This window comes from Micromonospora sp. NBC_00362 (assembly GCF_026342155.1).
GTDB classification, from domain to species: domain Bacteria; phylum Actinomycetota; class Actinomycetes; order Mycobacteriales; family Micromonosporaceae; genus Micromonospora; species Micromonospora hortensis.
In genome coordinates, this window is sequence record NZ_JAPENH010000001.1 from 5,504,972 (window position 1) to 5,516,985 (window position 12,014).

The window sequence follows — 12,014 nt, forward strand, 5'->3', positions numbered from 1 at the left end:
ACCCCGGGTACGACGAAACCACGACACGCAACGAAAGGTTGCGCGATTGCCGCGGGCTGTCGTAGGTTGAGTGCAACCAAAGGTTGCGAAAGGTTGTGGGCATGGAACAGGGAACGATCGAACGCGACATCCACGTCAACGCGTCCCCCGAGGTCGTCTTCGAGGTGGTCAGCCAACCCGAGCACATGCGGGAGTGGTGGCCCGACGACGCGCGGTTCGAGTCGGTCGCCGGTGCGCCCGGCGAGCTGGTCTGGCGCGACGCCGACACCGGCGAGACGAAGACCGTCGCGCTCGCCGTCGTCGAGGTCGACCCGCCAAAGCGGTTCTCCTTCCGGTGGTGCTTCACCGAGCCGGATCGGAGCGGGCAGGCGCTGTTCGTCACCTTCGACCTGGTGCCCAGCGGCGCCGGGACGCTGATCCGGATGACCGAGACCGGGTTCCGCGAGCTGGGTTGGGAGGTCGCTGTCCTGGAAGAGCAGTACCGCGACCACGAGAACGGTTGGGACCACTACATGCCCCGGCTGGGCGAGTACGTCGCGCGGCTGGTCGCGACAGCATGAGCACGGCGGTCGACGACGAGCTGTGGTCGGCGATCGGCGACCCGATCCGGCGTACGATGATCGATCTTCTTCTCGCTGACGGGCCGGGCACGGCCACCTCGTTGAGCAGACGGCTACCCGTCACCCGTCAGGCCGTCTCGAAGCACCTGGCGGTCCTCGACCGGGTGGGGCTGATCAACGCCGAGCCGGCCGGTCGCGAGCGTCACTACCAGGTGGACGAGGCACAACTCGCCCGCGCCGTCGCCCAGTTGTCGGCGGTCGGCTCCACCTGGGACGCCCGCCTTCGCCGGATCAAGCGCATCGCCGAGACGATCGAACGCCACCGCACCAACAACCAGGGAGGCTGAAGATGGTGGACATCCTGCACCAGGTCGGCGTCGTCGCTCCGCTTGCCGACGTCTACCGGGCGGTGGCAACCCCCGAGGGCGTCGCCGGCTGGTGGTCGGTCGACACGACCGGCAAGAGTGAGGTCGGCGGGCAGTTGGCCGTCCACTTCGGTGACGAGGGCGGGTTCGACCTGGAGATCCTTGAGCTGGACCCGGATGGCCGGGTGCGGTGGCGGGTCGTCGGTGGGCCCGAGGAGTGGATCGGCACCGAGATCGACTGGCGGCTCGGCCAGCGAGGCCGGTTCACGGTCGTCGACTTCACGCACGCGGGTTGGCGCGAGCCGACCGAACTCATGCACGAGTGCAGCACCAAGTGGGCGGTCTTCCTGATGAGTCTCAAGGAGTTGGTCGAGACGGGGCGCGGCCGGCCGGCGCCGAACGACGTCCAGATCAGCGACGGGCACTGACCTCGATGCCGGTTGGGCTTCCGGGGGATCGCGCGCCTCGCCGCGAGATCGCGATCCCCCCGGCGGCCAGGCCGAGAGCGGCTATCGCCACCGCACAGAGCAGCAGCGTCGGGCGTGCGCCGATGGCGCTCACCCGGCGCGAGACCCGCTTATCAACACCTACTGCTACCAGCAGAATCAAACCGAGGGTGAAAGCCGGGTCACCGTTGCGGGCCATCGTTTCCGCGGGCGGCGCCGAATGACGAGCCGATGCTCGCCACTATCGAACCCACCGAGGCGAGCGCCACCGCCACCGTGCCGGCAGTGTCGGCCAAGCCGTCCCCGGCCACCCTGAGGATGATGCCGGTGACCATCAGGACGACCGACAGGGCCAGGACTACCTGGACGGCTCGTTTGCTCATGGCGGCATCTCACCTTTCCGGCGGCGGGAGATCGACTCGGGTTCCATGACGTCGGGGCGATGACACCTCGACTTTCCGGAACCCGAGCCGATCAAACCGCTACTCCGCCCGGTAGACGGAGATGTGCGACGGGCTGTCGGCCTGGAACGGTCGCCGGTGCCAGTCGGCGTACCGCTCGGTGAGCCGGAGCCCGGCCTGCTGCGCCATCTCGTCGATCTGGTGCGGCCAGGCGTACCGCATGGCGAACGGCTTCAGGTGCACACCGTCCGCGTCGAACGTGATCGTCTGCCGGACGAACCGCTGCGCCGGCCTGTCGTACCGGTGCAGGCGGATCGTCGCGGAGTCCTCGGTGACCTCACGCACCTGCACCTGCTCGTCCGAGTCGAAGCTGCGCGGGTCGGGCACGAACGTCTCGATGACGAACGCGCCGCCGGGCGACAGCACCCGGGCGACGTTGCGGAAGCAGTCCGCCTGCCGCTCGGCGTCCACCAGGTTGAACAGGGTGTTGAAGACCAGGTACGCGAGCCGGAACTCACCGGCCACCGGCACGTCCGCCATGTCGGCGACGACCACCGGGATCCGGTCGCCGCCGGGTTTCGCCAGCAGCTGCGCGAGCATCTCCTCGGACGCCTCGACGCCGTGCACGGCGAGGCCGCGTTCGGCCAGCGGCAACGCGACCCGGCCGGTGCCGATCGCCAGTTCGAGAACGGGCCCCCCGTCGGCCAGGTCGGCAAGGAAGTCCACCGCCGGCGCGGGGTCGGGGTTGCCTGGGGCGTCGTAGTCGGCGGCCCAGAGCCGGCCGAAGAGGCCGGGATCGTCGAAGACCGACATCAGCGGCCTCCGGGGTTGGGATCAGTGGCGCCCAGCAGCGCCAAGGGAACAAACCTGCTCACGAAGTCTCGATTCCTCGGGTCGGACGACTGTTGGTTCGGGGGACTTCGTCGTGTTGGGCATGATGGCTGCTCCCTCCGCGTGGCTGTCGACCCAGGACACCAGAGACGCCGTGGGCCCGGCAAGGCAATTACGCCAGCCGGGCCCACGACGGCACGTGCGATCAGGAGATGTGGTGCAGGATCACGTTGTGCACGTGGTGGCTCTTCTGCGCGCCACGGAACTCCACCTCGTAGGTGTGCGTACCGACGTGGATGGCGATGGCGCCAGTGGAGAAGAACGAACCACCCCACGACTTGTTGCTGACCACACTCACGCTGGTGATCTTCGAGTACGGGATGCTGGTGATCGCGAACCGCTTGCCGACGAACGACCGGTCCTGAATGATCACGCGACGGTCGGTCAGCCCGATGAACCCGGTGCCGGTGCCGACGGCGTCGTAGACGGCGATGATCTGCTCGCCTTCGAGGAGGCCACTCTCAATCTGCTGGACCTGCTCTTTGCGGTCGTACGCGATGTTCGCCATGTGCTCCAGGCTAGAAAACCGGTGCCAGCGTGCCCACCCGGGCGATGACCACGAACTCGCCGTCGCCGTGGCCGACGGGCTCGCCGCGCCAGCCGCCGTGAACGCGGTCCACAAGGAAGCCCGCCCTGGTCAGAGAGGTGCGCAGCTCGACCTCGGTGCGGAAACGCAGGCTCGCCGCACTGAGGAGTTCTTCCCCGTCGTCGAAGTGGTAGTGGTGGGTGAAGTCGACCACTCCGTCGCGTACCCCGGTGACCTCGGTCCACGCCCGGACCTCGCCGCCGTCGGGCAGCATGACCAGCCGGTGCGAATCCACCGGGTTCCACAGCTCCCAGCGACGGTCCGCCGGGTCGCGCGCGTCGAACACCAGCCGACCGCCGGGCACGAGTGCCCGGGCCAGGTCGGCGAGGGTACGCGCCCACTCCGCATCGTTCACGAAGAACTGCGCGACGTGGCTGGTCAGCACCGCCACGTCGAACGCCCGATCCGGCAGCAGCGCCGAGGTGCCAGCGAGCCAGGTCACCCGCTCACCACCCGGCTTGGCACGGGCGGCGGCCAGTGACGCGTCGGCCGGGTCCACTCCGGTGACGGTGTGACCAGCGGCGGCGAGGGCAACTGTCAGCCGGCCGGTGCCGCAGCCGAGGTCCAGCACCCGGGCAGCCGGGGTTTCGTCGACCACCGCCTGGAAGAAGTCGTCGTCCGGCCCCCACCGGCACTCCGCGTCGTACACCTGGACCAGCCGGTGGTGGCGGAACTCGGCGTGCCTCATCGGGGGTTCGCGTCGGTGGCGGCACTGACGAACTCGCGTACCCGGGTGGTGGTGTTGCTGGGCAGCCAGACCGGCCCTCGTTCGATCGGTGGCGCGTCGTGGATGGGCACGTACGCCACGTCGGGGCGCGGGTAGTAATGCCGCGTGTGCTCGCCCACCGGCAGGACGCCCCGGCCCAGGGCGACGAGGGACAGCATCTCGGAGAAGGTGTTCCCGGCGGGCCCCTTCGGCACCGCCCGGCCGGACGGGGTGCGCTCCGGGGTGCGGTCCCGCTTGAACTCCACCGAGGTCACCGTCGGGTACTGCACCACCGGGTGGTCGGCGAGCACCTCCAACGACACCGACCGCTCCCGGGTAAGTGGGTGACCCGCCGCTACCGCCAGCGCCCGGTCCTCGGAGAGCAGCGCCGTGCCGGTGGCCATCCCGTCGAACGGGTACGAAGCGATCAACACGTCTGTCGAGCCGTCGAGCAACCCCGATCGGGTGGTGGACAACTGCGCCTCGTGCACCTCCACCCGACAGTCGGGGTGCCGTTCACCGAACAGGGCCACCGCCCGGAGCAGTACCGGCGCGGTCCACTCGCCGAGGAAGGCCACCCGTAGCGTCCCGGTCACGCCCCGGGCGGCGTCGGTCGCGCGGCGGACGGCCTCGTCCATCTCGGCGACCAGCGGGGCCAGCTCGTCGGCGAGTTGCCGGCCGATCGGGGTGAGCCGGACGACCCGACTGGTGCGGGCGAACAGCGGCGCGCCGATCCGGCGCTCCAGCTTCTTCACGATGTGGCTGACCCGGCCGGTGCTGACTGTCAACCGCTCGGCGGTCCGGCCGAAGTGCAGTTCGTCCGCGAGGGTCAGGAACGTCTCGACCTCGTACCGCTCCAGCACATCGTTCCCATCGTTGACCTGTGGGCAACGATCGTAGCGGCATCGGGTCTTGGTCGACGCCCCTCGTCCGAGGATCGTGAATGGGCCAGCGAAAACCAAGCGAAAGGCTCCGACATGAGCGTTGACGACTACCTGAGCGACCTGCCTGGAGGAGGCGTGAGCGCGATGCGGGTAACCGGTTTCGACCACCTGGTGCTGACCGTCGCCGACGTGGAACGGTCCCTGGACTTCTACTGCGGCCGGCTCGGGCTGGCGCCGGTGCGGGTCGACGAGTGGCGTGCGGGCACCGTCCCGTTCCCGTCGGTGCGGATCAGCCCCGACAGCATCATCGACCTCGTCCACGGTGAGCCGCAGGGCGCGAACGTGGACCACTTCTGCCTGGTGGTGGCACCACTGGACTGGGCGCAGGTGATCGATTCGGGGGTCTTCACGGTGCTGACCGGGCCGGTCAGCCGGTTCGGCGCGCGCGGTTCGGCGACCTCGATCTACATGCGGGACCCGGACGGCAACTCGGTGGAGCTGCGCTGGTACCCGCAGGACGCCGGATCGGATTCGGAGACGGTCGTCAGGCCTCGGTGACCGCCCGGTAGGCGTCCTCGATGCGGGCGGCCAACAACACCTCGCCCTCGGTCAGCGGGTCGCCGCTGCCGTGCCCGACCCGGATCTGGGTGCTGTCGGCCCGGCGGCTGATCTCGGGCCGCAGATGCAGCGCATCCGCGACGACCTTGACCCGTTCAGTTAGTGCGGCGTGTTGGGTATCGTCGATCACGAGCGTTCGTCGGATCTGCTCGCCCTCGCGCGTCCAACCAGATAGCAAGGTCAACGCGTCGGAAAGGTAGTCGTGCTTGGCCCTGCTGCTGAACAGCACGCGCATCACCGCACCCCCCAAGCGCCGTTGCCGGCTTGTGGCCAAATCGTCGCCATCCCGTGTCTTGTCGGTGGCTCCTAGTCTCTCGCTGCTCGGAGGGGGTGTCCACGCCCACACTTCCGTGTCTTATTGGCCTAGCGGACGGCTACGGTACCCAAACCGCCGATTGATCTGGCACCCTGGACGCCCGTGCGGACCGAACGGGCGAATGATGGCGGGCAGGCCGAACGACGGGACCTGAAGGTGATCGTCGGTGCGGCGATCATCCGGGATGGGCGAGTGCTCGCCTGTGCGCGTTCCGCACCACCCGAGGTAGCGGGCATGTGGGAGTTTCCGGGCGGAAAGGTCGAGCCGGGGGAGGCCGAGACCGACGCGTTGATCCGGGAGTGCGCCGAGGAGTTGGCCGTACGCGTCGAGATCGGCGACCGGGTCGGCCGCAACGTACGGATGGCGCACGGCCGCTCGGTGCTCAAGGTGTACGCGGCCCGCCTGCTCGGTGGCGACCAGCCACAGGCGCTGGAGCACGAGGCGCTCCGCTGGCTCACCGCCGACGAGTTGGACTCGGTCACCTGGCTCCCCGCCGACGCCCCCATCGTGGCCGCCCTCCGCCCCCTCCTGCTCACCTCACGTTGATCATGAAGTTATTGCCACCGCCGGCGGCGTGTCGTGGCAATAACTTCATGATCGACGGGGGCGACCGGGGGTCGGGGCCGGGGGTCGGGGCCGGGGGCCGGGGGCGGACGTGGGACGGGGGCCGTGGCTATCGCCACGGCCCCCGTCTCTGTTCAGGTGGTTAGTGCTTGTTGTCCTGCTCCGGGTGGGCGAAGTTGAGGTGCTCCGGAGGCAGCGGGAAGGTCACGTCGTCGCCGAACGGCGACGGCGCGGCGGCCCGGTCGAAGGTGAGTTCGGTCAGCGGCAGCTTGCCCCGGTCGTCGACCGCCGGAGCGGTCGGGTGGGGCACCTCCCGGTGCCAGTTGACGCCGCTCTGCGCCTGCGCCTCAGCCCGCGAATCGTGGGAGCCACCCGCGTGCGAGTGCACCCCACCCCGGGCGGAGCCCGGGGTCGCCGAGCCCTGACGGGCGGTGGTCACGCTGGTCTGGGGCGTCTCGCCCCGACGGAAGATCTTGCTACCAAGCCACACAAGGGGATCGTACCTGCGGTCGACGACCCGTTCCTTCATGGGGATGATCCCGTTGTCAGTGATCTTGATGTGCTCGGGGCAGACCTCGGTACAGCACTTGGTGATGTTGCAGAAGCCGAGGCCCTGTTCGGCCTGCGCGTACTCCTTGCGGTCGGTCCGGGCGTCCAGCGGGTGCATGTCCAGCTCGGCCGCCCGGATGAAGTACCGCGGGCCGGAGAACGCCTGCTTGTTCTCCTCGTGATCGCGGATCACGTGGCAGACCGTCTGGCACAGGAAGCACTCGATGCACTTGCGGAACTCCTGCGAGCGCTCCACGTCGACCTGCTGCATCCGGTAGTCACCCGGGGCCACGTCCGCCGGAGGAGCGAACGCCGGGGTCTCCCGAGCCTTCTCGTAGTTGAACGAGACGTCGGTGACCAGGTCCCGGATGATCGGGAAGGTGCGCAGCGGGGTGACAGTGACGGTCTCGTCGTCGCCGAAGGTCGACATCCGCGTCATGCAACCCAGCCGCGGCTTGCCGTTGATCTCCATGGAGCAGGAGCCGCACTTGCCGGCCTTGCAGTTCCACCGGCAGGCCAGGTCGGGCGCGTCGGTGGCCTGCAGGCGGTGGATGACGTCGAGGACGACCTCGCCCTCGTTCACCTCCACCATGTAGTCCTGGAGGTCACCGCCGCTCTCGTCGCCCCGCCAGATCCGGAACTGACGCTTCCCGCTCATCGGTTGTCCGCCTCTCCAGCGTCGGCAACGAGGGCGTCGAAGTCGGCGATCTCCTCGTCGGTGAGGTACTTGGCCAGCTCGGCCCGGTCGAAGAGGCCGATCAGCTCCGGCCGCATCTTCGGCAGCGGCTTGCGGGTCAGCTGCACTGTGTCGCCGTCCAGCGCGCAGACCAGGTTGACCTGCCGCCACTTCGGCTCCATCGCCGGGTAGTCCTCCCGGGTGTGCCCGCCGCGCGACTCCTGCCGCTCCAGCGCCGCCTTCGCCGTGCACTCCGAGACCACCAGCATGTTGCGCAGGTCCAGCGCGAGGTGCCAGCCCGGGTTGTAGCGTCGGCCGCCGGCCGCGCTCACCTTGGCCACCCGCTCACGCAGCTCGGCGAGCCGGACCAGCGCGTCGGCCAGCTCACCCTCCCGGCGGATGATGCCCACCAGGTCACCCATGACCGCCTGGAGGTCCTGCTGAAGGGTGTACGGGTTCTCGCCGGTGTCCCGTTGCAGCGGCGCGAGGGCGGTCTCCACGGCCGCCTCGACCTCGTTCACCGCCACCTTCGGCCGGGCAGTCAGCCCGTCGGCGTAGCTGGCCGCGTGCCCGCCCGCCCGCTTGCCGAAGACCAGCAGGTCGGACAGGGAGTTACCACCGAGTCGGTTGGAGCCGTGCATGCCACCGGACACCTCGCCGGCGGCGAACAGCCCGCGTACGTGGCCGAAGGCGGCACCCGAATCCGGGTCGACCTCGACGCCGCCCATCACGTAGTGGCAGGTCGGCCCGACCTCCATCGGCTCGGCCGTGATGTCGACGTCGGCCAGCTCCTTGAACTGGTGGTACATCGACGGCAGCCGGCGGCGGATCTCGTCGGCCGAACGTCGGCTCGCGATGTCCAGGAAGACGCCACCGGCGGGGGAACCCCGGCCGGCCTTGACCTCGCTGTTGATGGCGCGGGCCACCTCGTCGCGGGGCAGCAGCTCCGGCGGGCGTCGGTTGTTGTCCGGGTCGGTGTACCAGCGGTCCGCCTCCTCCTCGGTCTCCGCGTACTGCTTGCGGAAGACGTCGGGGACGTAGTCGAACATGAACCGCTTGCCGTCGGAGTTCTTCAGGACGCCACCGTCACCACGCACCGACTCGGTGACCAGGATGCCCTTCACCGAGGGCGGCCAGACCATGCCGGTCGGGTGGAACTGGAGGAACTCCATGTTGATCAGCGTCGCCCCGGCGCGCAGCGCCAACGCGTGCCCGTCCCCGGTGTACTCCCAGGAGTTCGAGGTGACCTTGTAGGAGCGTCCGACGCCGCCGGTGGCCAGCACGACCGCCGGCGCCTCGAAGAGGATGAACTCGCCCGACTCGCGGTAGTAGCCGAACGCGCCGGCCACCCGGTCACCGTCGAGCAGCAGCTCGGTGATGGTTGTCTCGGAGAACACCCTGATCCGGGCGTCATACGAGCCGAACTCCCGCTGGTCCTCCTGCTGCAGCGAGACGATCTTCTGCTGGAGGGTGCGGATCAGCTCCAGGCCGGTCCGGTCGCCCACGTGCGCCAGGCGCGGGTACTCGTGGCCACCGAAGTTGCGCTGCGAGATCTTGCCGTCCTTGGTGCGGTCGAAGAGCGCACCGTACGTCTCCAGCTCCCAGATCCGCTGCGGCGACTCCTTCGCGTGCAGCTCGGCCATCCGGAAGTTGTTGAGGAACTTGCCGCCGCGCATGGTGTCGCGGAAGTGCACCTGCCAGTTGTCCCGGCTGTTCACATTGCCCATCGCGGCGGCCGCGCCGCCCTCGGCCATCACCGTGTGCGCCTTGCCGAACAGCGACTTGGAGATGATCGCGGTCTTCTTGCCGGCCAGCCGGGCCTCGATCGCCGCGCGCAGACCGGCGCCGCCGGCCCCGATGACGACGACGTCGTAGTGGTGTCGTTCGATGCGAGTGGTTGTGGTCATGTCAGGGGCCCTTTAGTTGATGAACCGCAGGTCGGAGAACCAGCCGGCCGCGAGCGCCATGATGTAGAAATCGGCCAGCGCCAGGGTGCCGAGGGTGATCCAGGCGAGCTGCATGTGCCGGACGTTCAACGCCGAGACGAACGTCCAGGCCTTGTACCGCACCGGGTGCTTGGAGAAGTGCTTGAGCCGGCCGCCGATGATGTGCCGGCAGGAGTGGCAGGAAATCGTGTACGCCCAGAGCATCACCACGTTGAGCAGCAGGATGATGTTGCCCAGCCCGAAGCCGAAGCCCTTCGGCGAGTGGAAGGCGAGGATCGCGTCCCAGGTGTTGATCAGCGAGATGATCGCGGCGGCGTAGAAGAAGTAGCGGTGCAGGTTCTGCCCGAGCAACGGGAAACGGGTCTCACCGCCGTACTCCTTGTGCCCGTCCGGGACGGCGCAGGCCGGCGGCGACAGCCAGAACGACCGGTAGTACGCCTTGCGGTAGTAGTAGCAGGTGAGCCGGAACAGCAGCAGGAACGGCAGGGTCAGCGCGGCGTCCGGGATGATCCACCAGCCGGGCAGGAACCGGCCGAAGTGCGAGGCTTCCTCGACACACCGGTCGGTCACGCACGGGGAGTAGAACGGGGTCAGGTAGTGGAACTGGTCCACCCAGTACCACTTGTGCATGAAGACCCGGACGGTCGCGTACGCGACCCAGGCGCTGAGCCCGATCACGGTGATCAGCGGGGCGAACCACCATCGGTCGGTACGCAACGTCTTCGCCGCGATGGCGGCGCGCGCCCGCGCCCCCCTCGGCCTCGTTGCCGTTGAAGTCATTCGAGTCGTCTCCTCGACGGGCCCGTACGGGCGGGCTGGTCTCTCTCCGGTCGGCACGCGGACCGGCGAACCCGCACCCGCTGCCACGTCATGCGCACACCAACGACCACGCCGGATCGACCGACGCAGCTAAGTGACACACGTTACGCCGATCTCCGCGAGCCGTCCGCGCAAGGGAGTGGTCCGTGTGTCTGGCCTGCGGAAAAGCCCTCGACGCGCCGGTTTGGCGCCCCCGGTCGAGAACGTCAGCCGGAGGCTCCTCCGGTGAAGTGCCAGGACGCCAGCCGCAGCGACGGCGCCGCCCACCAGGCACCGTCCACCCGGTCCGGTTGGCGCACCGCTCGCGCCCCCAGCCCGAGCACCGCCCCCGGCCCGAGCGCCCGCGGGTACGACTCGGTGAACCGCAGGTCACGGACCGCCCGGACGACAGTGCCGTCCTCGATCAGCCAGACGCCGTTGCGGGTCAACCCGGTGACGACGAGGCTCTTCGGGTCGAGCACCCGGGTGTACCAGAGGTCGGTGACCAGCAGCCCTCGGCGTACGCCGGCCACCAACGCGGCGGTGTCCGCGTCGACGACAGCCCCGGCCGCCGCGCCGGTGGTGCTCCGGCCCACCGCACTGGCCGGACCCGCCACCGCGCCGGTGAGCCGCAGGTTGCGCGGCATCGGGCCCCAGGTGGCACCGCCCGCGACCGCGTGCCCGGTGGACTCCACGCCCGCCTCGGCGGCGGTGCGGCGATCGTGCGCCACCGCGCGGGTGGTGCCCGCCTCGACCAGCGTCAGCGCCCGTCGGCCGGTGCCCTCCGCGTCGAAGGGCAACCCGGACCCGCCCAGCGGGTCGTCCACCACTGTCACCGCCCGGTCGAACTGGGCGGCGCCCGGCTCGGCGAACGACTGCCGCTCGGCGTACCGCTTGCCGTTGAAGCCGTAGAAGGACAGGTTCTGCAGGAGGTCCGCCACGGCGGCCGGCTCGAACACCACCTCGTAGTGCCCCGGCGGCAACTCGACCGGGTCGGCCGCCGCCTGCGCCTTGGCGGCCGCCTGCGCGCCCAACTCGGCGCCGTCGAGGTCGGACAGCCGGTCGGCGCTGCGCCGGGCCACCCCGTCCGCGCCATCGCGGCGGGCGATGCCGTCCATCGCCGCCTCCACCGAGCGCCCGTACGCCGAGTGCCCGGCCGAGTTGGCGAACGCCGACGAGCGGTGCGCGGTGCGGCAGTAACCGGCGGTGCTGAGGCCCCCGGCGGCGGCCACGAACGCCCCCACCCGATCGGCCCGCTGATCCGGCTCGGCGTGCGCGGTGGCCTCGTCGACGGGCGGGGCGGCCGGCGTGGGCATGGGCGGGGTCAGCCCCGGCCAACCCGCGTCGGGCGGGCAGAGCCGCGCCGCGGCCAGGGTGCGCTCCACCAGGGCGGACAACCCGTCGGCGGTGACCACGCTGCCGCCACCGGCAGCCGTCCGTCCGTCGACGTGCACCCGCAGCCGGACCCCGACGGTCGACTCGGAGACGTTCTGGTGGATGCCCGAGTTGGCGAACCGGGTCAGCGCCAGGTCCGCCCGCGTCACCACCGCCTCGGCCTGCGCGGCCGGCCCGCCAAGACGCCGAACCAGCTCCACGACCTGCCCCGCCAGCTCGACCTCGCTCCTCGCGCTCACGCTGCGCCGCCTTTCGTTCGCGACTGCGGGGCTCGCAAGCCCGGCTCGCTCCTCGCGCTCACGCTGCGCCGCCT

15 protein-coding genes are annotated in these 12,014 nt (G+C 69.8%); 5 read left to right on the forward strand and 10 right to left on the reverse strand.

Features of this window, described 5'->3' with window-relative positions; genetic code table 11:
* Positions 1 to 101 precede the first annotated feature (101 nt).
* From OG992_RS25385 to OG992_RS25395, 3 genes are read left to right on the forward strand one after another with little or no spacing between them, the layout of a single operon-like run.
* A complete protein-coding gene (locus OG992_RS25385; RefSeq protein WP_266304460.1) occupies positions 102 to 560 on the forward strand; it encodes an SRPBCC domain-containing protein in 459 nt (152 codons plus the stop codon).
* Positions 557 to 907, forward strand: a complete 351-nt coding sequence (locus tag OG992_RS25390) for a metalloregulator ArsR/SmtB family transcription factor (protein ID WP_238687719.1) — start codon at positions 557 to 559, stop codon at positions 905 to 907. Before OG992_RS25385 ends, OG992_RS25390 begins: the two co-directional genes overlap by 4 nt.
* 2 nt (positions 908 to 909) lie before the next feature.
* A complete protein-coding gene (locus OG992_RS25395) occupies positions 910 to 1,353 on the forward strand; it encodes an SRPBCC domain-containing protein (RefSeq protein WP_266304461.1) in 444 nt (147 codons plus the stop codon).
* A 200-nt stretch (positions 1,354 to 1,553) separates the two neighbouring features.
* On the opposite strand, the gene OG992_RS25400 is transcribed toward OG992_RS25395, so the two are convergent.
* The 5 genes from OG992_RS25400 to OG992_RS25420 form a co-directional block, all read right to left on the reverse strand.
* Entirely contained in the window at positions 1,554 to 1,754 is a 201-nt protein-coding gene (locus tag OG992_RS25400) for a hypothetical protein (protein WP_266304462.1), read from the reverse strand.
* A 99-nt stretch (positions 1,755 to 1,853) separates the two neighbouring features.
* Complete coding sequence (locus tag OG992_RS25405) at positions 1,854 to 2,585, reverse strand: class I SAM-dependent methyltransferase (protein ID WP_238687716.1); 732 nt, start codon at positions 2,583 to 2,585, stop codon at positions 1,854 to 1,856.
* A 223-nt stretch (positions 2,586 to 2,808) separates the two neighbouring features.
* Positions 2,809 to 3,171 (reverse strand): PH domain-containing protein, encoded by a 363-nt coding sequence (locus tag OG992_RS25410; protein ID WP_030337500.1) that lies wholly within the window; start codon positions 3,169 to 3,171, stop codon positions 2,809 to 2,811.
* A gap of 10 nt (positions 3,172 to 3,181) precedes the next feature.
* Positions 3,182 to 3,937, reverse strand: a complete 756-nt coding sequence (locus OG992_RS25415; RefSeq protein WP_266304463.1) for a class I SAM-dependent methyltransferase — start codon at positions 3,935 to 3,937, stop codon at positions 3,182 to 3,184.
* Positions 3,934 to 4,818, reverse strand: a complete 885-nt coding sequence (locus OG992_RS25420) for a LysR family transcriptional regulator (RefSeq protein ID WP_238687714.1) — start codon at positions 4,816 to 4,818, stop codon at positions 3,934 to 3,936. Before OG992_RS25420 ends, OG992_RS25415 begins: the two co-directional genes overlap by 4 nt.
* Positions 4,819 to 4,932: 114 nt before the next feature.
* Between OG992_RS25420 and OG992_RS25425 the strand changes: the two genes are divergently transcribed.
* A complete protein-coding gene (locus OG992_RS25425; RefSeq protein WP_266304464.1) occupies positions 4,933 to 5,397 on the forward strand; it encodes a VOC family protein in 465 nt (154 codons plus the stop codon).
* Here OG992_RS25425 and OG992_RS25430 read toward each other — a convergent pair.
* Positions 5,384 to 5,692 (reverse strand): 4a-hydroxytetrahydrobiopterin dehydratase, encoded by a 309-nt coding sequence (locus OG992_RS25430; RefSeq protein ID WP_238687712.1) that lies wholly within the window; start codon positions 5,690 to 5,692, stop codon positions 5,384 to 5,386. The two genes, OG992_RS25425 and OG992_RS25430, sit on opposite strands and share 14 nt — an antisense overlap.
* Before the next feature lie 183 nt (positions 5,693 to 5,875).
* Here OG992_RS25430 and OG992_RS25435 point away from each other — a divergent pair, with 183 nt between their 5' ends.
* Positions 5,876 to 6,319, forward strand: a complete 444-nt coding sequence (locus OG992_RS25435) for a (deoxy)nucleoside triphosphate pyrophosphohydrolase (RefSeq protein WP_238687711.1) — start codon at positions 5,876 to 5,878, stop codon at positions 6,317 to 6,319.
* Between the two features lie 160 nt (positions 6,320 to 6,479).
* Here the strand turns inward: OG992_RS25435 and OG992_RS25440 are convergent, their stop codons facing one another.
* The 4 genes from OG992_RS25440 to OG992_RS25455 all read right to left on the reverse strand — a co-directional run bounded on the left by OG992_RS25440 (position 6,480) and on the right by OG992_RS25455 (position 11,916).
* Entirely contained in the window at positions 6,480 to 7,544 is a 1,065-nt protein-coding gene (locus OG992_RS25440; protein WP_238687710.1) for a succinate dehydrogenase/fumarate reductase iron-sulfur subunit, read from the reverse strand.
* Entirely contained in the window at positions 7,541 to 9,469 is a 1,929-nt protein-coding gene (locus tag OG992_RS25445; RefSeq protein WP_238687709.1) for a fumarate reductase/succinate dehydrogenase flavoprotein subunit, read from the reverse strand. Before OG992_RS25445 ends, OG992_RS25440 begins: the two co-directional genes overlap by 4 nt.
* A gap of 12 nt (positions 9,470 to 9,481) precedes the next feature.
* On the reverse strand, positions 9,482 to 10,288 hold the full coding sequence (locus OG992_RS25450; protein ID WP_112583731.1) for a hypothetical protein: 807 nt from the start codon (positions 10,286 to 10,288) through the stop codon (positions 9,482 to 9,484).
* Between the two features lie 245 nt (positions 10,289 to 10,533).
* Positions 10,534 to 11,916, reverse strand: coding sequence for a TldD/PmbA family protein (locus tag OG992_RS25455; RefSeq protein ID WP_266305273.1), 1,383 nt, complete (start codon positions 11,914 to 11,916; stop codon positions 10,534 to 10,536).
* Positions 11,917 to 12,014 lie beyond the last annotated feature (98 nt).

What these genes read in the sequence shown, in the direction of transcription:
- OG992_RS25385 (WP_266304460.1), top strand. Translation starts at nt 102, where the DNA reads ATGGAACAGGGAACGATCGAACGCGACATCCACGTCAACGCGTCCCCC.
- OG992_RS25390 (WP_238687719.1), top strand. Translation starts at nt 557, where the DNA reads ATGAGCACGGCGGTCGACGACGAGCTGTGGTCGGCGATCGGCGACCCG.
- OG992_RS25395 (WP_266304461.1), top strand. Translation starts at nt 910, where the DNA reads ATGGTGGACATCCTGCACCAGGTCGGCGTCGTCGCTCCGCTTGCCGAC.
- OG992_RS25400 (WP_266304462.1), bottom strand. Translation starts at nt 1,754, where the DNA reads ATGAGCAAACGAGCCGTCCAGGTAGTCCTGGCCCTGTCGGTCGTCCTG.
- OG992_RS25405 (WP_238687716.1), bottom strand. Translation starts at nt 2,585, where the DNA reads ATGTCGGTCTTCGACGATCCCGGCCTCTTCGGCCGGCTCTGGGCCGCC.
- OG992_RS25410 (WP_030337500.1), bottom strand. Translation starts at nt 3,171, where the DNA reads ATGGCGAACATCGCGTACGACCGCAAAGAGCAGGTCCAGCAGATTGAG.
- OG992_RS25415 (WP_266304463.1), bottom strand. Translation starts at nt 3,937, where the DNA reads ATGAGGCACGCCGAGTTCCGCCACCACCGGCTGGTCCAGGTGTACGAC.
- OG992_RS25425 (WP_266304464.1), top strand. Translation starts at nt 4,933, where the DNA reads ATGAGCGTTGACGACTACCTGAGCGACCTGCCTGGAGGAGGCGTGAGC.
- OG992_RS25430 (WP_238687712.1), bottom strand. Translation starts at nt 5,692, where the DNA reads ATGCGCGTGCTGTTCAGCAGCAGGGCCAAGCACGACTACCTTTCCGAC.
- OG992_RS25440 (WP_238687710.1), bottom strand. Translation starts at nt 7,544, where the DNA reads ATGAGCGGGAAGCGTCAGTTCCGGATCTGGCGGGGCGACGAGAGCGGC.
- OG992_RS25445 (WP_238687709.1), bottom strand. Translation starts at nt 9,469, where the DNA reads ATGACCACAACCACTCGCATCGAACGACACCACTACGACGTCGTCGTC.
- OG992_RS25450 (WP_112583731.1), bottom strand. Translation starts at nt 10,288, where the DNA reads ATGACTTCAACGGCAACGAGGCCGAGGGGGGCGCGGGCGCGCGCCGCC.